Below are 19,840 nucleotides of genomic sequence, written 5' to 3'. Positions count from 1 at the left end.
GTCATACCTCCTGCACCCCTTTAATGGCTTCTAATGGTTTCGCATTTCCATAGACTGGCCGTTCTCGTTTGACCGGCTGCGCCCATTTCACGGCATTAATAATAACACGCTGAATCTGTTCATTATGGTAAGTCGGATACGTTTCATGGCCAGGACGGAAGTAAAACACTTTTCCGTTACCTCGCTTATAGGTACATCCGCTCCGAAATACTTCCCCGCCTTCAAACCAGCTTGTAAAAATAAGCTCGTCAGGCTGAGGGATATCAAAATGCTCCCCATACATTTCTTCTTTTTCGAGTTCGATATATTCAGAGATTCCTTCTACGATCGGATGGCTTGGACTTACTACCCACAGGCGTTCCTTTTCATCCGCTTCACGCCATTTCAAATCACAGCTTGTGCCCATTAATGTTTTGAAAATCTTCGAGAAATGTCCGGAGTGAAGAACGATCAGCCCCATTCCATCAAGCACACGCTGATGCACTTTTTGAACAATTTCATCCTTTACTTCGCCATGTGCCAAATGCCCCCACCATACTAATACATCCGTATTGGCAAGCACTTCATCCGTCAAGCCATGCTCCGGCTCATCCAAAGTAGCTGTTCCTGCTTCAAATCCTTCTGACTTAAGGAATTCAGCGATTGTACCGTGGATACCGTTCGGATAAAGATCCCTTACAACCGGATTTTTTTGTTCATGACGGTTTTCATTCCAAACAGTTACGTTCAACATGTCCAACCCACTCCTTCTTCTCGTTCACATTATCTTTTCATTACACCTTTTATTGTCACATCGCAGACAGGTAATCAGCTACCTTTTTTCATCATGGCTTCCGCTTTTACTAATCTATTTCAGCCATTTCTTATTTAATTCCATCGTATAGTACTTCTCCTAAAATAAACATAAACGATATAATTAAAACATCTACTATTTTGCTGTTTTCTATTTTACTAAGAGAGGATGAGCTTATGACGACGAATATTTTCTTTAGTGGCTATTCCTATCACACCCAAGGATTTCATTCCCAGCATAAATCAGGATTCCCGGCGTATCTTTTCCGTCTGCAAACAGAAGGCAAATGCGCTGTAGTGGCCAAGGGAAAAAATTTCAGTCTCGAAAAAGGAGACCTTCTCTTACTTAAACCAGGGGATCAGTATGAACTACTGGTCAAAGAGAGGCAAATTAGCGGGGATTATCACTTATCTTGCGATGGCACCTGGGTTGACGAATGGTGGAAACGATCTGCCAAGCCGACTGTTTCTCGAATCGACCTAGATGAAAAGCTCATGGCACTATGGCGCCATATTAGCATCGAAAAACGGCGTCCAGCTTCCAGTGAAAACGAAGAACTCACTGGCTATCTGCTGCAGGCGCTTTGTTTATCGCTGGAACGGTCCGTCAACGAAACAGTCCCCTCCTTTAATCGCCCGTATGCGGTGACACGGATGATGCGATATATCGAAGAACATGCTACAGCAGCATTAAGAGTGGAAGACGTTGCAAGCCATGCCGGTCTCAGTGTCTCCCGGTCCGTCCACCTTTTTAAGAGCAGTGTCGGAATAACGATGATGGAATACGCACAGGAAATTCGCCTTTCTGCTGCAATCGAGCGTATGAAATACACGACCATGACACTCGAGCTGATTGCTGAAAACTGTGGCTTCGGTACATATCCTTATTTTCATCGTGTATTTAAGAAGAAGTATGGTGTATCCCCTGGGGCATACAGGCGTCTTGATCTGGAGTAAATAAAAGGGGCAGAGATGGAGTGTCCCATCTCTGCCCTTGAATTTACCTATACTTGTTACCTGCACACGTACTTCCTATGCCCTTGCCGCCTCGAAAACAGGAGACTCCTGAACTGTCACAGAAGGGACAGCGGCAGTCTGCTGTTCGAGGAAGTATTGCATCAAGTCTACCATTCCCTCTGGATTTTTCAGCTCTATTTCTTTCTGATAGGACGTAATGGACTGCTTCCAAAGCTTCATTTTTTTCTCATTCTTCAAGATATTTAACAATTGTTTTTCAAATGAGCTTTTCTGCTTAAGTTCAAATACGGCAGCTTTTCCTTTAAATAATTCAGGTTAATTTCTTCCTGTCCGGGAAGCATGGAATGAACAAAAATCGGAAGCCTTTTGCGCAGCGCTTCACTTACGGTGACACCGCCCGGTTTCGTCACAATCGCATCGGCCGCTTCATAAAGCTCGTTCATTTCCGACCTTGATGAAAGATATGGCAATGGTTTGATATGAGATAAACCCCACGAAAGAATCTCGTCATAAAGCTTGCGATTATTGCCGCAAAGCACCAAATAGTCAAATTGGGTGGAGTGCTTTAACTCATCAGATAGCTTTAAAATTCCTCCCAAACCACTATTTCCACCGGATATCAAGATTTTGGGACGTTTTAATGGTTTTTCCCTGTAGGCATGGCTAGTAATCTCCTCGTGAACAGGAATGCCTGTGACAATCATTTTTTGCGGTGGAATCTGATACGTCTTCATTAACTTTTCTTTCACTTCCTGGTTAGGCAGGAAGTGAACATCGATTCCTTCCCTTGCCCAAAAACTATTAATAAAGAAATCCGTATAAACATTAATGATCGGGATATCGCATTTCCCTAATAGTTTTAGCTGGCTCAACAGGTAGGAAGGGAATCCATGTGTACAAACAATTAAATCTGGTTTTTCCTCTGCCAGCAGTTTTGCTAGTTTTCTTAAGAAGATATGAGACCATTTAAAAGAATGCTCCTTTGACGATGGAACATAAAAGAAATTTTTATAAGCAAGATTATAGGTTTCGGGCGCATAGCGAATCCATTTTAAGTAGCCGCCTGTAATCATTTTTGCAAATGATTTATTTGTATAACTTAACAGGTCGACTTTTTTTACAGTAATTCCATCTGTATGCTTTTTTAACATATCCATTAATGTCTCGGCCACTTGGTGGTGTCCCGACTGCATTCGTAGGAGTGGTAAAAACAAAACTTTTTTCACTTTGTCATCTCCTGTCCTAAAAGAAAAGGAAAACTTTTTTATGGAAAGTGCTAGTTAACAAGTCACTATTCCCTCTCTTACAATTTATCACTTTTAACGAAAAATACTCTTGTTTTAATAAACTTTTAATCTAATTATAAGATACTTTTTGAAATTTTTGGGAATCAATCCGATTCTTTCTTCATTTTTTGTTTCTTTTTTACATATTTGATAAAAACGTACAGTAAAAATACGGCGAAAAAAACTACTCCGGAATAGGGAACATATTTGGGATTTATGTTGAATATCCCACCCGCATAATACCCGGCTATAATAAAAGGCATTGTCCAGATAATTGTGCCTAAGAACGAAAAAAGGAAAAACTCCCCTAATGGAATTTTTGCGATTCCTGCAAAGTAGGGGCTAATTTGCCGGATTCCTGGAAGGTAAAATCCAAACAGGATCGTCTTGCGGACATTTTTTGTATAGTTGCGATGAACCTTCTCCCAGCGCTCTTCCGTAATCCCCACATACCTGCCATATTTTTTTATAAATCGATGCCCTATGTATTTTCCACAGAAATAAGCAATAAGCATTCCTGTAAAGCGCCAAGAGTGGCACTTAATACGGCCATGCCAAAGGAAAGTCTGTGATGAACAATCAGCACACCAATTAGAAAAAGAAGCGATTCTTCCGGAGCGGGTATTCCGACAATGCCAAAGAATAAGAAAAGGAAAATAATAAGATAACCATATATTTCAATATAATGAATAATTGCCTCTATATTCATACAGTCCCCTTAAATTCGTTGAGATCTTTTAAGGTAATAAAACTTGTTCCTTTGCTTTTGCTTTCTGCCAAGTAGGCTTCCAGCGCCTCAAGCATGTATCGTGGAGCTTCTTTATCTGCCCCCAATGTTTCACCACAGTCATGGAGCAGCAAGATCGAGCCGGATTCTGTAAAGGTCCGCAATGCTGGCAAAAGGCTTTTTTTGCAGTTTTCTACCTTCCAGTCCCCGAAAATGCCTGACCACATGATGACTTTAAACCTCTTACTAAGAAGTGGTGTAAAAATATTAAAATGCCCCCACGGAGGACGATAGAAAATAACCTGTTCATTCGTGCACGCCATAATTGCTTTTTCAGTAAGGTCCAACTGTTTCCTTAATTGGAACGGCGACAGCACCCAGCTTGAAACATGGTTAAAATGGTGGACTCCAATTGTATGGCCCTCCTGATTCATTCGTTTTATTATATCCGGATTCCTCCTCACTTTGCTGCCAACCACAAAAAAAGAAGCTCTCACGCCATATTTTTTAAGAAGATCCAGCAGTTGTACGGTATATTCAGGATTGGGCCGTCATCGAAAGTCAAAGCGATCCCATCTGCCTTAATCCTTTTAGTTATTCCCTTTCCACTGGTACGGATAATCATTGTTGGAATTACAGAATAAATTAAAATAAGAATAAAAATGGCCAAAATAAAGTAAAAAAAGATCAATGTAAAACGTTCCTTTCGCGTCAAATCAATAAAAACCAAGCGTTTTCTTTCTAGTCTACCTTAATAGACGTTGAAAAAGTCTGTTTCCCCTTCACTCATAATTGATGTTCACCTTAAGGGAAAATAATGGAACAGCCCCTTCACTTAGTTTATACCTCTTTTTTTATAAAAACCATTCAACTCCTGTACAGATTATCTGCATATTTTAAAATGAACTGACAGGATAAATAAAATAATTTCCATTGAATTCATGAACAAAAGGCGCAAGCGCCCTGGTTAGCCCCGACAGGCATAAGACGAATCACGCAGGAAATCCTGATTTCTGGAGTGATTTGGCTTATGACCCCGAGGGGCTGGGTGCTCCTCGAAAAAGCTGTCGCTTTTTCTTCGTGCGAAGCATATGCTGCCGAAGCTTTCCTTGTGGAGCTAGATTAATACAACTTGTAGAAGTATCCACATCATTTAATTTTATAATTTCCTGGACGAATAAAAATAGCCTGGAGCAATTCCAGGCTACTTTGCTTTCACATACAAACGAACCCTTATTTCAAGAATAATAGCTTAAACAAACATTATTTAGCTGAAAGTTCACTTTCTGTTACCCATTTATGATTTTTCACTTTCGCTCCACCCGTAGTGGGTGTGTAATCAATCATGTATACTGTCGTTTTTTCGGATGAAACAATTTCTGCCTTTGCACCCTTCATCCCCTTCATATGATCTGCCTCGATCGTAACTTCTGTCCCAGGCTTTATGGTTTGATTACCTGCATTTTTGATCTCCTCTTGAATAACCCATTTATGATTTTCCACTCTTTCTCCACCAGTTGTCGGAGTATAGGACACAACATAGGCTGTAGTAGTATAAGCACCTACAATGGTTGCCTGAGCACCCATCATACCTTTCATGTGATCTGCCTTGATCATTGCTTGACTGCCAATTTTATAGGTTGGATTCTCAGCTGCTTTTAAATTTTCAGGAACTTCACCTGAACCGGAATGGCCGTGTTTCATATCCATATTTTTCATTGAGCCACTCTTATTATGTTTCATCTCTTGCTGTTTGCTTTCCTTGCTGCTCTTAGAATGGTCTACATGGTTTGTGTCATTTCCACAACCACTTAAACCAATAATTGTAGCCGCACTAAGACTAAAAAAGAACAGTTGCTTTTTCATTTCAATAAAACACCCCAGAATTCTTAAGTTAGTTTCTAAAAAAATGATTTTCTTATTTTTATAATTTCCTTTAAAATTCTCAGTAAACATTGAATAATTCAGAATCGATCCAGGAAGGATCGCAAACACTAGATTAACATAATCATAAAAGGCCGATGTTCCCCTTATTCTTGGAGAAAATCGGCTCACTATATTATTAAAAATGAAGTCTTAAACCCTATGCATCATCGGAAGTGAGAATAGATAGATATTCGCGACAGCCAGCAGTACCATCAGGATATAATAGGGCATCACTTTCGTGAATGAACCCTTATTGCCGATACGGTAAACCGTGTAAACTGACCCTGCCAGCCCTAAAACCACAATAATATATTGAAAAATTTGTACAGTTGATGCTGGTGCAAAAGCAAGATCTCCTCTCGTAACATTTGCTCCAAAGAAAGCTAAAGTGTTATACCAGATTGCTTTTCCTTCCGTGATGATATGGAAGAGGTTATGGGCAAGGTGCCCCGCCAAATCCAAAGGAATAATGGCATATCCAAATCGAATGAAATTCTGCTTTACCTTTTCTGCTGAACCGCCTGTCATTGTGGCGAGTTTAGCAGTTCCCAGTAACAAGCCGATTGGCAGCAGCATTGAAATAATAAACGCGACTGTAAAGTTAACATTGTAATTGTCTGTCCCAGTAACCGACCCGATTGCTTTTAAAATATCCTGCCAAATGGCTACCATTGTTATATTTTGTACAAAAACGATACCCATAATGACAGCCGCTAAAAATGCATGCTCGATTTTGGGCTGTTTGATTCCCCATAATTCTGATGTTGGAATACGCGGGGAGATCGTAATCGAATTGTTCGGGCACGATTTCACACAATTTCCGCACAAATTGCAATCGGCAGTTGAATCCATCGTTTTAACAAATTGGAACATCGGGCATCCTTCGGCTTTGTCGCTTCCTTTAAAGCAGGACTGCGTTTTACATGTCCGGCATATATCCGGTGTTCCACGAAGCTCGAGCGCACCAGAACGGGAATAGTTTCCTGATAAGCCTCCTAGGAAACATAAAGTCTTACAGAATGTCCGTCTTTCATAAAAAACCGAAGTCGCTACAACCATCGTAACCAATACTAAAAGCAGATATCCTGATCCTCTTGGAGATTCGACAATTCCCCAGATATGGTCACTCCATGTAATGGCAATAAAGAAAAGATCAATCATCCATAACCCGTATTTTCTTAAAAATTTTGGCATCGGCCTCTCGCTGCCGATCACTTTTCTGATAATATCGCTTAGCTTTCCGAAAGGACAAATCGCGCACCAGAATCGGCCTATAAAGAGGAAAAAGATTGGCACAAGCGGCCACCACAAAACCCAGGTTAAAGAGGTACCAATATTCCGGGATGGATCAACGGTTCCAGCGACCAATTCGTAAACAATGACAGAGAAAACTACAAATGCAGCCCATTGGAAAATACCCGGATACCATCTGCTTTGGATAAATTTTTTAAAAAGAGGAATCGATAATAAATCAAATGGTTTTTTCTTATCTATCACCTTCTTATTTGGAAGTGCCATCGGAACCACCCTTTCTTCTGAACAATTTGTGCCAGACGCCGATTACAATGAATGACAAGTTGACTGCTCCAAACGTACCCAGCACTTTCACATTCGGCGGCGTTTCTTTAACAGGTCCATGGCTATGGCTGCCTCCCATGTCCATTCCCTCCATGTTATCGCCTTCAGTCATTCCTTCCATGTCGTTGCCGTCATGATGATTGTCACCCTTCATGCTTTTCATGTCGTGGCCGCTTTGTTCACTGTTACCCTTCATGCTCTTCATGTCGTGGCCGCTTTGCTCACCGTTACCCTTCATGCTATCCATGTCATGGCCATCACTCATATCCATTCCATCCATATCGTGGCCATCACCCATATTCATTCCATCCATATCATGGTTTTCTTCCGTACCCGAGCTGCCTGTACCAGATGCCTTCTGATGCTGGTGGTTTCCATCTGCCATTGCGATTCTTGCACCCGATAAGCTGATAACTAATAAAGGTATAATCAACCTGCGCCAGTTCATAAGCTTCACCCCAATTAAATAATGTAAATATGAATTTCTGTTCCGTTATCTATAAATTAAGGGAAAAGTTTGCAGAAACCGTGGTTTTTCTTTGAACATTTTTTGTACTTTTGTATGTGGAATTTTTTGATTAGAACGGGGGAGTTTGGGTCTTCAATTGGACAAAGAAATGAAGGAACGTAAAAAAGATTGGCCACTACAGCCAATCTGCTTTATAAACAAAGAAGACAGCCTAGAATTAAGCTGTCGAAGTGAATTCTTTCACTATTAAAATGCATCCACTGGCATGGTTAATACCCATGTTATAGTCCCCAATAAGTAATGGTATCGACTATTCCCAAAATGAGAAGGATAATGCCTGCTGTCCTTTGAACAATCATCCCCAGTTTTCTGCCTTTTTTATTCATTAATTTTCCGTTCAATTCAAAATACCAGATTAGAAAAATCGATATTATGACTGGTATTGAAGTCCCTAACGCAAAGATACCAGGAAGAACTGGTCCATATGAAACTGATAATGCCATTGGCATAAGTGTTAAGAAAAATAAAACAAACATGGTCGGACAGAACCCGAGTGTAAAGCTCACACCCATAAGAAATGCTCCTAGTTTTCCTTTTTTCTCAAAAACATCTGATATGCGACCCAGCGTGATTGTTCCTCTTAGTTTTATCAGGCCAACCATAAAAAGCCCAATAAAAATGAGCAAAGGCCGACTAGTTTTCGCATCCACGGGAAAAGTACAATCAGTGTATCCTTTACTTCACTACCAATCATCCATACCAGAATACCCAGCCGCTAAAAACAACGATTTTCCCAAGAATAAAATACAGAACTTCCATCCAAGCAAGTTTTAGTTGAACAGATTTATTCACGTATATGGTGATAGCCCCTAGATTTCCTGTAAATTGGCAAGGTGCCAGTGCACCTACAATCCCTAAAACAAATGCTGATAAAATAGGGATACCTTCTGTACTTCGACCGATATTTAAAAAGGGCTGGCTAAGCAGATTGCTAATTTGGCTAAAGATTTCATACATGCATGATCAATCTCCTTACCTTGCTTGCTCATTTCTTCCCCTTATTATAAATCTATAATGTGCAGAAATAATGAAGTTTGAAAAATCCTCTTTTTTAAATTATTTGTTTTTCTCTCATCGTTCTACTAAGCTTGTTACTAAATTTTCTAGCGAGAACGAAATAGTTTCTAATGTTTTTGATAAATCATTTAATGATTCCATTGTGGCTAGTTGTTGTTCAGAAGCTGCCGCAATGTTTTCTGAATCCTGACGATTTGTTTCCGCAATGAAGTACACTTCTTTCATAGACTTACTCAATAAATGAGAAGTAGCATCAATGTTTTCGATTTTCGCAGCCATATTTCCAATTTGACTGACGACATCTTTGGAAGCAGCTGAGATAGTTCCAAGTACCTTGCTCGTTTCTTCTGAATAAATTTCCCCTTTATCTACTTCTATCTTGCCTGCTTCGATTACGTTTCGAATGGCCAATGTTTCACTTACTGTCTCGCTAATTATAGTATTGATTCGCTTCGTGTATTCTTCTGATTGGACTGCCAGTTTTCTTACTTCTTCGGCTACAACTGCGAATCCCCTTCCAGCCTCACCAGCACGTGCAGATTCAATGGCAGCATTTAGAGAAAGTAAGTTTGTTTGAGACGCAATATCAGAAATATATTTTGTAATATTATTAATTTCATTCGAACGTCGTTCCAGGGTTTTAACTACCTCATCCATTTGAAGAACGTTTGCTTTAATTACATCCAATTGGGTTCTAATCTTTTCTACGCTTTCTTCCCCTTTTAACACTTCTTCTTTTGTTCTTTCAGAAGATTGAGCTACATTTAGCGTAATAGAATTAATTTGCTGAAGATCATTTGTAGCCTGTTCTAAAAATTGTTGACTATCCTCGATAGAATGAGCTTGATTTTCCGTTCCAGCTACCATGGTTTGAATTGAGGCGGCAATTTGTCTGCTTGCGTCAGAAGTTTCACTTGCCCCACTGGCAATCGTTTGCACTTCTTGCAATAGTTTTGTAGATGTTTTTTTCATTTCACTCATTATTTTGTTAATGACATTTTCTTTTTTTATATTTTCCTGCTGCAGCTGAGCTGTATTTAAGTTGTATGAGTATATTTGAATGCAGATAACAGTCGAAGTAAAAACTAAGTAAAGTGCATGGATCAGCAACAAGCCAAAAGAATAATTGCCTGTGCCACATATGATTTCAGGCGCGGTAAAGTAGCCTAAAAGATGCTGTGCTGCAAATATGCTTGTACTGCAAATTATTAAATTCAGCCTTTGATAATAAGCAAGACTGGCAAGCACCATAAAAATTGAAAAATGGTATTCTACTAATCCATTCCCTCCAGCAATGATTGAAATTGAGGCAAAAGTGATCGTAAGCATAATAAGCCAGGGAATATATCGATGTTCACTATTTTTTCGCAAGAACCAAATGACCGCTATTAAAAAACCTATCGGGAGGAGGAATAAAGTATTAACAAGCCAGATTTCACCAACCTCTCCGTGTCCTTGTAATAGGAGAATTTGGTCTTGAAAAATATGAAAGACTCTGTGTAAAACATGAGTAATGATAGCCAGAGTTACGACGAACATACTAAAATAAAACATAATTTTGTTTTTCCTCTGAAGCATGAAATTCACCCTTTATTGTTGATATAGCACCATTCTACTGGAATCTATACTTTTAGAAAAATCTAAATGTGCTAATAAGAGTGCATGCAAAATTTCAAAAAAAAACCCGCCCCAAGTAAGATTACTTGAGGCGGGTTTTTTTTAGATTATCTTCTCCATCAACTTCCGCTCATCCTGGACAAATAGTATACCAAGTTCGTGATGATCGCCTTCGTATAAGGCTCTCTGCACGAAACGGATTTGGCCGTTCGTGTCGATGACCTCAAGCTTGCAGTGCGCCCTGTTTTTTTGAAGGTGCCATAAAGTGCACCCTCATCATGAATAGGAACACCATTTACTTTCGTGATCAATTCCCCTACCTGAAGCGCCATACGGTCAGCAGGTGAGCCGGGAAGGACTCCGAGAATCATCAGCCCATGATTTTTTTTCGAAAAATAAAATGGACTATTTTCATCCCTCATTCGTTGGATTAAAGACAGCGTTTCACGACCGATTAAAGCAATCCCCACCGTTACAATAGACACGAGCGGGAACCAGTATCCAGCGATGGAAAGGAGCGTAATGAATATCCCCAATCCAATAACCCTTTTCCCTAGCGTCCGTACCGCTTCCTTCGGGAGCATGCCTTGAATCTGCTGCTGGAAGCCGACAGCGAAAGGCACCAGAAGAAGTGAAAATTTCTCTTCGCCGATGGAGAATACTGGCCACCAGTCAAACGGCAGATGAAGGGCATTCCCAGGGATGAGCATAAACACAGGAAGAATCCATAACCGCTTTACTTCATGCGCGCCGACCCGCTGTCCGCGCTTGCTCTTGATTAGTTTCGGAGATGTGCCAAAACTGCCATTTTTAAAAATAAGAATTCCTTCCGCAATCAGTAAAAGAGCTAAAAAGATAGCAATTGGCGGATAAGCCTGCTTATCAATTGATTCAAAAGAACTTGCAAAAATCGGCATCTTGATTTTTTGTTGAGAAATGATGATTAACGCATAAAACGCGGCACCAATCGTATAGACGGGAGCCATTAACCGAATATTGGCCGTCAGATTCCACAGGAAGGTGAACGCAGCGACCAGCAATATCAAGGAAATCGGTACAGCAATCCCCGCCGCCAGGACAAGGATCGAAACTCCAAGACCAATGATGAAACCAAGCGGGAAAAGCTGCCGCAGTTCAAAGTATGCATCATATGCCCTGACGTGAAAATTCTTCCGCTCGCGCTTCACCCTCATGACACCCAGTATGCCGGCCAGAATAACGAGATAATAAAAAACTGGATGAAGAAAAAACTTGCCAATACCCTTTACTAATTCCACAAGCCACTCCTGCAGCAATCTCGCCACCAACCTCTATTTTTAAAATAAAATATAGTATCGCCCTGCGTAACGAACACGGCGAGTGAAGATTTCTTAAATTTACTAGCTTAAAGCCTATTCTACCAAAATGCTGCCATAAAACATATTGATAGTTTCTGAAAACAAAAAGAAAAAGCAGGAAAATTCTCAAGATGATGTCTTTTCTCTAAATATCAGGAAGTAGAGTCAAATTTGAAAGGGTCATCATCACTTTTTTACGGCCGTTCTGCTCCTATTCGGTGCGTCACTCTCCTCATTCAAGCCAATTTCTATTTATAATCTAAAAACCCTTCCGGCAAATAGCCGGAAGGGCAACAAATTTAATGTTTTTTTCGGGTGAAAGCCTTATTTTCGCCGGTTTCTCTGTTTTTCTCGCCGGTTTTGCTATTAATCTCGCGAGCTTTCACGATTATCGCGCGCGAATTTGGAATAATCTCGCGGGTTTTAGTATTTATTTCGCCTGAGGCTGAAATTCTATCTTTGACCATACAAAACTATTTCGCCAGCAGCTTCAACGCTGTTTGCAGCTGCAAATCATTTTTCTCTTTCTTAATCTCGGCACGGGCTGCGTCTTCCAGCTTGGCAGCCGTTTTTGGACCGATTGTACCAGTAGCACTCATTCCGTAATGCTGCTGGAACGCCATTACCGCCCTTGATGTATCCAAGCTGTAATAGCCGTCTGTCCTTCCAGGACTGAAGCCAAGGCCTTTTAAAATTTGCTGGGCATTCTTCACCTGCTCATTATTCATATCAGGGCGAAGTGTCTTCTCCACTTGAAGAGGATGGGTTTCAAAAATTTCCGGCTGTTTGACTTCTATCGTTGGCTTGATACCCTTTTTATGAATCCAATTTCCGTCCGGAGTCAGCCATTTGAATAATGTCAGCTTAATATTGCTTCCATCCCCCATTGGCACGGCCTGCTGGACTGTCCCCTTGCCAAACGTTTTTACTCCGATGAGCGGATAATGATCCGCTTCCTTTAACGCTCCCGCCAGAATTTCTGAGGCAGAAGCACTTCCCTTATCCACGAGGACCGCTACAGGATAATCTTTTTCCTTTTTCAAATTGGTAAAATAACGTTCCTTCTTGCCTGTCCGTGTTTCAATTTGGACCATTGGCTTTTGATCGGTTACCAGCTCGCGAAGGATATCCTCGACACTTGATAATAGCCCGCCAGGATTGCCGCGCACATCAATTACCAGCCCTTTTAACCCTTTTCCCTCCAATGTGCTTAATTGTTTTTTAAAGTCAGCTGCTGTATTTTCAGAAAAAGAAGTGAGCTCCAGATAGCCGATATTTTTGCCGTTCACTTTTTTCAAATCGGAATGGACTGTTTCCAGCGGAATTTCATCGCGCTTTACATTGATGCTAATCGGTTCGTTTGCACTTTTCCGTTTAATTTCCAGCTTTACAAATGTTCCTTTTTTGCCGCGAATCTTTTGTGTAGCCTGACTGAGATCCATCCCATCAAGGCTCTGCCCGTCCACTTTTAAAATTTGGTCATCCGGCTTCAATCCAGCCTTTTCAGCTGGTGAATTTTTAAATGGTGAAACGATGACAATTTTCCCCTCCACCATACCCACTTCGGCACCAATACCCTCAAAGGAGGATTCGAGCGCCTGGTTGAACTGGTTCGCGGTTTGTTTATCCATATAAACTGAATATGGATCCTTCAGCACGGCAAGCATGCCCTGAATCGCCCCTCCGTAAGCTTTTCACGGTCCACATTTTCAACATAGCGGTTTAATATCAGGTCATACGCCTGGCCGACCTTAGCAAGCATTTCTGTATCTGTTTTTTCCCCGGCTGGTGTTTTCTGCTTTTCTGTAACGGTTTGTTCAGGTAAAGACGGTTCCGTATCAGGCTTCAGCCATAACATTCCAGCATATGTGCCACCTGCCCTGTAAGCAGGGAGCCTGCCATCAGCAGGGCGATCCACTTTCGATTCATTCAATAACCCCCTCTATTCTCACTCATAACCAATTCCTTTGCTTAAAAAAGGACATCGGCCTAAGACCCATGTCTGGTTACTAACATATATGTGAAAGAAGGACGAGTTATGAAAAATTAAAAGAACAAGCCATATTTTTTAAAAAATTTGCCTATTCGATGTTTCTATAAGCTTTTTTAGTCTAAATAAATATTAGGACACAAAAAAGGAAGAAGCATTTGCTTCTCCCTTAAAAACTACATTGGAATATAGGCAGCCGGGTTGACTGCATTTGATTTAGCCTGGTTCCATGAGCCGTGGTGGAGTTCAAAGTGTAAATGCTGGCCTGTTGATTCGCCAGTGCTACCCATGATTCCGATTTGCTGGCCTTTTGAAACCGCTCCGCCCTGAACTAACCGCACTCGCATATGTGCATAAACGGTTGTGTATACTTCGCCGTTAATGGAGTGGGCAATAAAGATACAGTTACCATAGCTGCTGGATAGATAAGATCTAATCACTACACCATCTGCTGCCGCAAAGATTGGAACATTTGATCCTGAATTTGCAAAATCGACTCCGTAATGGAATTCGCCCCAACGTGAGCCGAAACCGGATGATACTCGTCCAATTGTCGGTTTAATCCAATCTCCACTGGAGGTTGGCGCTTCGTATGAAGGTTCACTTGGTTGTGAAGATGAATTTCCGCCGCTGTTTTGAGCAGCTGCTGCAGCCGCTGCGGCTCTTCGCGCTGCTTCCTTACGCTGTCTTTCCAATTCTGCCGCGCGCTGTGCTGCACGCTGCTGTTCAAGCTTGATCGCCTGCTGAATAGCAACCTCCTGGGCAGCTAAAAGGTCATTTTCCTCCTGGAGCGCCATTTTTTGTTCGCTGACTTCATGCTCCTTTGTTTGAAGAGTAGCCATTAACTTCTTTTGTTCAGCAACCTGGCCGTTAAGTTTTAGTTTCATGCTTGTTAACTCACTTAGCATACTCTGCAAGTTAGCAAGGTCATTTTCAACCTTCTTCTGCTTCTGCTCAAGCTCGGCTTTATCCGCTTCGGCCTGCTTCAGGATATCCTGGTCGGCTTCCATAATCGTTGCGACCGCATTAGCACGGTCAACAAAGTCATTGAAGCTTTGGGATCCCATTAATACATCAAGGTAATTGACCATACCGCCATTTTCCTGATAGTTGCGGGCACGGTCCTTTAACATTTCATTTCTTTTTTTGATGCGTTCCTTTATAACGACAATATCAGCTTGCAGTTTTTGAATTTCAACCTTTGTATCGTTAATTTTGTTTGTTTTCTCTGTTATTTTCCGATTAGTACTGACAATGGCCAGTCCAATTCGCTCGATTTCTTTTTCTACATCAGCTTGCTTGTTTTGCAGATTGCCAATTTGCTGGTCTGCTTTATTGATATTTGTTTGAACACTTGAGCGTTGATTATGAACCTGATTTTTTTTCTCTTTTAATGATTCTACCTTTGTGGATGCTTCCGTCTGAATCGTAAAGCCCCCAAATAAACTCCCCAAACCTACCGCTGCCGCAGCGGCAAGCGCAATAAATGATTTTCTCAATTTCCGATTTCTCCTTTCCAAGTAACCCTATGTACAGGTAAATCGTCTACAAACTGATGAATCGTAACTTTTTATGTTGATGATACGTCAAATTAGTTAGATTAAATCCGGAAGGACCAGCCCCCCTGCCCAACCGGATTTTTTTTGTCTGCTAGATTTTCAGGAACTTCCTGACTGACATCATACTTCCCCATACACCGATAATAGCGCCCATAATCACGAGCAGCGCAGAAACCTGATACATAAACGGCTCATAAGGGATGATTTGAATGAAGTTTCCTTTTAACTTTGGTGCGAGATAATCATAAGCATAGAAGTAAGCCATTGAAACGAGCACAATAGGGATAATCGCTCCCAAAATGCCCAGCCACAAACCTTCCAAAAAGAACGGCCATCGGATGAATGCATTTGTAGCCCCTACAAGCTTCATGATTCTGATTTCTCTTCTTCGTGCGACAATCGTAATTTTAATAGTATTAGAGATTAAGAACACAGCTGTAAGCAATAGGCCGATGATTAAGGCAAGTCCGACATTCCGGCTGGCTGAGATAAACTTGAATAATTTTTCAACCTGCCCCTGACCGTATCGAACCTTCGCAGTGTAATTCATTTTTTCTATTTGTTTTGCAACCTTCATCGTATCTGTCGGTTTTTTCGTTTTTACGATAAATACATCGTTTAACGGATTGTCCTGTTCAAAAAGTTTAAACGCTTTTCCTTCGTCACCAAGGCTTTTGATTAGATCCTTAAGCTCTTGTTCTTTAGAAGAATACTGGACGCTTTCTACCTCTGGAATTTGTTCAATCTGATTCTGTAATTTCTGCTGGTCTTGTTTATTAGCAGCAACATCGATGTGTACGCGGATTTTTACGTCCTCTTCAATGGATTGTCCCACTTTATTGAGATTCATCATAATAACGAAAAATACACCGACCAAAAGAAGGGTAACTGTTACGGCGCTGACAGAAGCAAATGTCATCCAGCCGTTTCTGGTAATGCTTTTTATACTTTCTCGGGCATGACGGCCAAGGGTTCTAACTTTCATAACCGTACTCACCCCTTTGCTCATCACGAGCTATTTTCCCGCTTTCAATAGCTATGACGCGGTGCTTGATCGTGTTAACGATTTCCTTGTTATGCGTTGCCATTACAACTGTTGTTCCCCGGGTATTGATTTCCTCGAAGATATTCATGATTTCCCAAGATGTGTCCGGATCAAGGTTTCCTGTCGGCTCGTCCGCGATCACCACTTTCGGCGAATTGACAATCGAACGCGCAATCGACACCCTTTGCTGTTCCCCGCCTGAAAGCTCAGTCGGAAGCATTCTAGCCTTGTGCTTCAAATTCACGAGGTCAAGAACCTCCATTACCCGCTTTTTGATATACTTCGGATTTTCTTCAATTACTTCCAGTGCAAATGCGACATTTTCATAAACGGTCAGCATGGGCAGCAGCTTGAAGTCCTGAAAGACTACCCCGATGTTTCTGCGAAAAAGAGGAACCTTCTTCATTTTCAATTTTGCTATATTAACACCATTCACCATGATGACACCGTTTGTTGGAACTTCCTCGCGGTACATCATTTTTATAAAGGTGGACTTACCTGCTCCACTACGCCGACGACATAAACAAAATCGCCCTGATTAATCCGGACGTTAATTCCATTTATGGCTGTTACGCCATTGGGATATTTTTTATACACTTCCTGCATTTCTATCATTAATAATCACCTGAGATTTTGGATTTCCTAGAAAGGTTTAGATTGGGTATTAAATAATAAATTTCCCAATTGACAAAATGTGTGTTTTTTCGCACAAACACATTATAACATCTAAAACTACGAAAAAACCGGTAAAAATATTACAGTTTCTTTTCAAGATAGCTATTTTTAGACAATTTTACAACTAGTCTGACAAATTTTTCTTTCGACAAATGTTTTTTTTAAGAGAATTCTCCCTTTTTAAAGAAGAAAATCATAGATCAAGAGTTTTAGTTGCATTGGATAAAATTATAAATTTTCAGAAATATGAGTTGACAATTTCCTTGCCGGGAACATATAATTTATCTTGAATTAAGTTATCTTTAATTTGAGATAAATGATGATATTGGAGGAGATAAATATGGCAAATTCAAAATGGGCAGTAGACGCAACTCACAGCAGCATTGATTTCTCAGTGCGCCACATGATGATCGCTAACGTAAAAGGTACTTTCCATCAATTTGAAGCAGCAGTGGAAGCGGATCCGCAAGACCTGACAACTGCAGACATCCGTTTCACAGTTGACCTATCGAGTGTTGATACACGTAATGCTGACCGCGACAACCACCTAAAAACAGCAGATTTCTTTGACGTGGAGCAATTCCCGCAATTGGTATTCCAGTCCACTTCCATCGCGAAAAAGGATGAAGGTGAATATGCCGTAACAGGCGATTTAACTCTTCACGGCGTAACAAAATCTGAAACCTTTACCGTTACTTTCAAAGGCCAGGGCAAAGATCCATGGGGCAATGAAAAAGCAGGTTTCAGCGCTGAAGGCATAATCAATCGCAGCGACTACGGCTTAACCTGGAATTCCGCATTGGAAACAGGCGGCGTCCTTGTTGGCGATAAAGTCAAAATCTCCCTTCAAATTGAGGCAGCAAAAGCTGAATAATAGAGATCGATGGAAATTCAGGCGGCCGGATGCGGCGCCTGAATTTTTTTTTGGCTTGTTTTCTATTAGAATGGCGGATTTACGCAGGTTTTGAAGTTTTTCTCGTGCGATTTTGTATTTTTCTCGCCTGATTTCACGATAATCTCGCGAACTTTTGCAATAATCTCGCGGGAATGATCATTTATTTCGCGCGGACGGGTTCAACTAACAATTACCTCTTGGCCTGACATGAAAACGCCTATTTATGCGCACTCCCCCACTCTCATCTACACCCCATCCTCCTTCTCCCCCGCCAATTTTTATGAAAAACAATTAAAACCCTTCCGGCTGACAGCCTGGAAGAGAAGCAAATTATTATTGAGCACGCAGCAGATGGGCTATTCTGCCTCCTTATGAATACTTATACGGTTATATTTTTTCATAATCTCGCGGGCTTTGAAGTTTTTCTCGCGCGATTTTGTATTTTCTCGCCTGATTTCACGATAATCTCGCGAACGTTGCAATAATCTCGCGGGAATGATCATTTATTTCGCGGGAACGAAATACTCGTACTATCCTCTCTCATTTACATGAATATCGAGATTTTACACAAATAAAAAACGCCCTATACCTATGTACAGAACGCTTTTCGCACTATTTACTTTTTCTTAGACAGCCAATCCGCAACCTTATCTAGCTCGGCACCTTTGAGCAGGCCTTCTGGCATGCCGCCTCCGCCGTGTTCAATCTTGTTTTTGATTTGATCCTTTGTTAAGCGTGACCCAACATCAGCTAGTTTAGGACCCATTCCGCCTTCAAGATTTCCACCGTGGCAGGTAGAGCATTTTTGCGAGAAGATTTTTTCCGCATCGCCGCCAGACGCCGTATCATTGCCGCCACCTTTATTATCACTTGCGCCGCCGCAGGCAGCGAGCACAAGTGAAGTTCCCATCATCAGTGCAAGTAGCTTTGTTTTCATATTCTATTCCCCCCTTTAAAAAGTTGAAATCCTAGATAATTATACCAATACTAAGCCCGTTTGAAACCCTCACCAAGTACTTCTGCTGCATCCATTACGACCACAAATGCAGATGGATCAAGGGTTTTTACCAATTGTTTCAATTTGGTGAACTCTGTCTGGTCGACGACACACATGAGCACCGGACGTTCATGATCGGTAAATCCCCCATATGCTGATAGTTTTGTCACACCACGGTCAATTTTATTCAAAATTCCTTCACGAACTTCTTCTTGCTTATTGGTAATGATCATAGCCATCTTAGACCGGCCGAAACCGACCTGCACAAGGTCAATTGTTTTACTGGTGACATACAGTGCGATAAGCGCATATAAACCACGTTCTATATCAAACACCATAGCTGCTGTTAAAACAATCAGCCCGTCAATCAGGACGACACAGGTACCAAGAGTGAAGCCTGTATATTTGTTGATGATTTGCGCGGCCAGGTCTGTTCCTCCTGTTGAAGCCCTGCCTCGGAAAACAATCCCGAGCCCCAGGCCGACACCAATTCCTCCAAATAAGGCAGCAAGGAGCGAATTATGTGTCCATGGTTCCACTCCGTTAGTTAGAAAAACCACTGCCGGCAGAAAAATAGTGCCCACAAGCGTTTTCACTCCAAATTGTTTGCCGAGGAAAATAACACCCGCTATGAAGAGCGGGATATTGAATGCCCATTGGACATAAGCCGGTTCCCACCCCAAAGTTGAATGAAGGATCGTACTGATACCACTGACGCCTCCGGACGCAATTTTATTAGGAAGCAAAAAGACGTTAAAAGCAAGTGCGATTATAGCTGAACCTATTAATACAAATACATATTCAAGTGCGATTTCCGCGCCGGAATTGACATGGAAAGTCCGTTTCCGTTTCATGTTAGCATAACCCCTTAAATAATAATTTCCTTTATAGT

General features: G+C 41.3%; 17 protein-coding genes and 3 pseudogenes. 2 read left to right on the top strand and 18 right to left on the bottom strand.

Annotation, left to right across the window (positions count from 1 at the left end; all coding sequences use genetic code 11):
• Position 1 precedes the first annotated feature (1 nt).
• The gene (locus RCG23_RS15060; RefSeq protein WP_308176391.1) at positions 2-733 is read right to left on the bottom strand and encodes a ThuA domain-containing protein; all 732 of its coding nucleotides are present in this window, start codon (positions 731-733) and stop codon (positions 2-4) included.
• Between the two features lie 236 nt (positions 734-969).
• Between RCG23_RS15060 and RCG23_RS15055 the strand changes: the two genes are divergently transcribed.
• On the top strand, positions 970-1,749 hold the full coding sequence (locus RCG23_RS15055; RefSeq protein WP_308176390.1) for an AraC family transcriptional regulator: 780 nt from the start codon (positions 970-972) through the stop codon (positions 1,747-1,749).
• Between the two features lie 75 nt (positions 1,750-1,824).
• Here RCG23_RS15055 and RCG23_RS15050 read toward each other — a convergent pair whose 3' ends face one another.
• The 15 genes and pseudogenes from RCG23_RS15050 to ftsE all read right to left on the bottom strand — a co-directional run bounded on the left by RCG23_RS15050 (position 1,825) and on the right by ftsE (position 16,996).
• Positions 1,825-1,989 carry a hypothetical protein gene (locus tag RCG23_RS15050; protein WP_308176389.1) on the bottom strand — a complete coding sequence of 55 codons (165 nt, stop codon included), beginning with the start codon at positions 1,987-1,989 and terminating at the stop codon, positions 1,825-1,827.
• A 23-nt stretch (positions 1,990-2,012) separates the two neighbouring features.
• A complete protein-coding gene (locus RCG23_RS15045; RefSeq protein WP_308176388.1) occupies positions 2,013-2,996 on the bottom strand; it encodes an MGDG synthase family glycosyltransferase in 984 nt (327 codons plus the stop codon).
• Positions 2,997-3,160: 164 nt separating this feature from the next.
• Complete coding sequence (locus tag RCG23_RS15040; protein ID WP_308176387.1) at positions 3,161-3,571, bottom strand: DedA family protein; 411 nt, start codon at positions 3,569-3,571, stop codon at positions 3,161-3,163.
• Positions 3,538-3,765 (bottom strand): DedA family protein, encoded by a 228-nt coding sequence (locus tag RCG23_RS15035; protein ID WP_308176386.1) that lies wholly within the window; start codon positions 3,763-3,765, stop codon positions 3,538-3,540. Before RCG23_RS15035 ends, RCG23_RS15040 begins: the two co-directional genes overlap by 34 nt.
• Positions 3,762-4,280, bottom strand: a complete 519-nt coding sequence (locus tag RCG23_RS15030; RefSeq protein ID WP_374049759.1) for a polysaccharide deacetylase family protein — start codon at positions 4,278-4,280, stop codon at positions 3,762-3,764. The genes RCG23_RS15035 and RCG23_RS15030 overlap by 4 nt, the downstream gene beginning before the upstream one ends.
• A 766-nt stretch (positions 4,281-5,046) precedes the next feature.
• Complete coding sequence (locus RCG23_RS15025) at positions 5,047-5,649, bottom strand: YdhK family protein (protein ID WP_308176383.1); 603 nt, start codon at positions 5,647-5,649, stop codon at positions 5,047-5,049.
• A 210-nt stretch (positions 5,650-5,859) separates the two neighbouring features.
• Positions 5,860-7,227 carry a 4Fe-4S binding protein gene (locus RCG23_RS15020; RefSeq protein WP_308176382.1) on the bottom strand — a complete coding sequence of 456 codons (1,368 nt, stop codon included), beginning with the start codon at positions 7,225-7,227 and terminating at the stop codon, positions 5,860-5,862.
• Positions 7,211-7,735 carry a hypothetical protein gene (locus RCG23_RS15015; protein WP_308176381.1) on the bottom strand — a complete coding sequence of 175 codons (525 nt, stop codon included), beginning with the start codon at positions 7,733-7,735 and terminating at the stop codon, positions 7,211-7,213. Before RCG23_RS15015 ends, RCG23_RS15020 begins: the two co-directional genes overlap by 17 nt.
• Before the next feature lie 302 nt (positions 7,736-8,037).
• Positions 8,038-8,773: pseudogene (locus RCG23_RS15010) on the bottom strand (sulfite exporter TauE/SafE family protein).
• Between the two features lie 114 nt (positions 8,774-8,887).
• Positions 8,888-10,411: a methyl-accepting chemotaxis protein gene (locus tag RCG23_RS15005; RefSeq protein WP_308176380.1), complete on the bottom strand. Its 1,524-nt coding sequence runs from the start codon at positions 10,409-10,411 to the stop codon at positions 8,888-8,890.
• A gap of 158 nt (positions 10,412-10,569) precedes the next feature.
• Positions 10,570-11,727 carry a PDZ domain-containing protein gene (locus RCG23_RS15000; RefSeq protein WP_308176379.1) on the bottom strand — a complete coding sequence of 386 codons (1,158 nt, stop codon included), beginning with the start codon at positions 11,725-11,727 and terminating at the stop codon, positions 10,570-10,572.
• Positions 11,728-12,260: 533 nt separating this feature from the next.
• Positions 12,261-13,716 (bottom strand): annotated as a pseudogene (locus tag RCG23_RS14995) (S41 family peptidase).
• Positions 13,717-13,953: 237 nt separating this feature from the next.
• A complete protein-coding gene (locus tag RCG23_RS14990) occupies positions 13,954-15,276 on the bottom strand; it encodes a murein hydrolase activator EnvC family protein (protein ID WP_308176378.1) in 1,323 nt (440 codons plus the stop codon).
• 151 nt (positions 15,277-15,427) lie between these two features.
• Positions 15,428-16,321: a permease-like cell division protein FtsX gene (ftsX, locus tag RCG23_RS14985; protein WP_308176376.1), complete on the bottom strand. Its 894-nt coding sequence runs from the start codon at positions 16,319-16,321 to the stop codon at positions 15,428-15,430.
• Positions 16,311-16,996: pseudogene (gene ftsE / locus RCG23_RS14980) on the bottom strand (cell division ATP-binding protein FtsE). The gene ftsX and the pseudogene ftsE overlap by 11 nt, the downstream one beginning before the upstream one ends.
• Positions 16,997-17,396: 400 nt before the next feature.
• On the opposite strand from ftsE, the gene RCG23_RS14975 reads away from it, so the two are divergent.
• The gene (locus RCG23_RS14975) at positions 17,397-17,930 is read left to right on the top strand and encodes a YceI family protein (RefSeq protein ID WP_308176375.1); all 534 of its coding nucleotides are present in this window, start codon (positions 17,397-17,399) and stop codon (positions 17,928-17,930) included.
• Between the two features lie 637 nt (positions 17,931-18,567).
• Here RCG23_RS14975 and cccB read toward each other — a convergent pair.
• Together cccB and RCG23_RS14965 are read right to left on the bottom strand one after the other, a co-directional pair.
• Positions 18,568-18,888 (bottom strand): cytochrome c551, encoded by a 321-nt coding sequence (gene cccB, locus RCG23_RS14970; RefSeq protein WP_308176374.1) that lies wholly within the window; start codon positions 18,886-18,888, stop codon positions 18,568-18,570.
• A 50-nt stretch (positions 18,889-18,938) separates the two neighbouring features.
• Complete coding sequence (locus RCG23_RS14965) at positions 18,939-19,802, bottom strand: YitT family protein (protein WP_308176373.1); 864 nt, start codon at positions 19,800-19,802, stop codon at positions 18,939-18,941.
• Positions 19,803-19,840 lie beyond the last annotated feature (38 nt).

The sequence above is a fragment of the Neobacillus sp. PS3-34 genome (assembly GCF_030915465.1).
In the GTDB taxonomy this organism is placed as follows: domain Bacteria; phylum Bacillota; class Bacilli; order Bacillales; family Cytobacillaceae; genus Neobacillus_A.
This window is presented reverse-complemented; position numbering and strand designations above follow the sequence as displayed.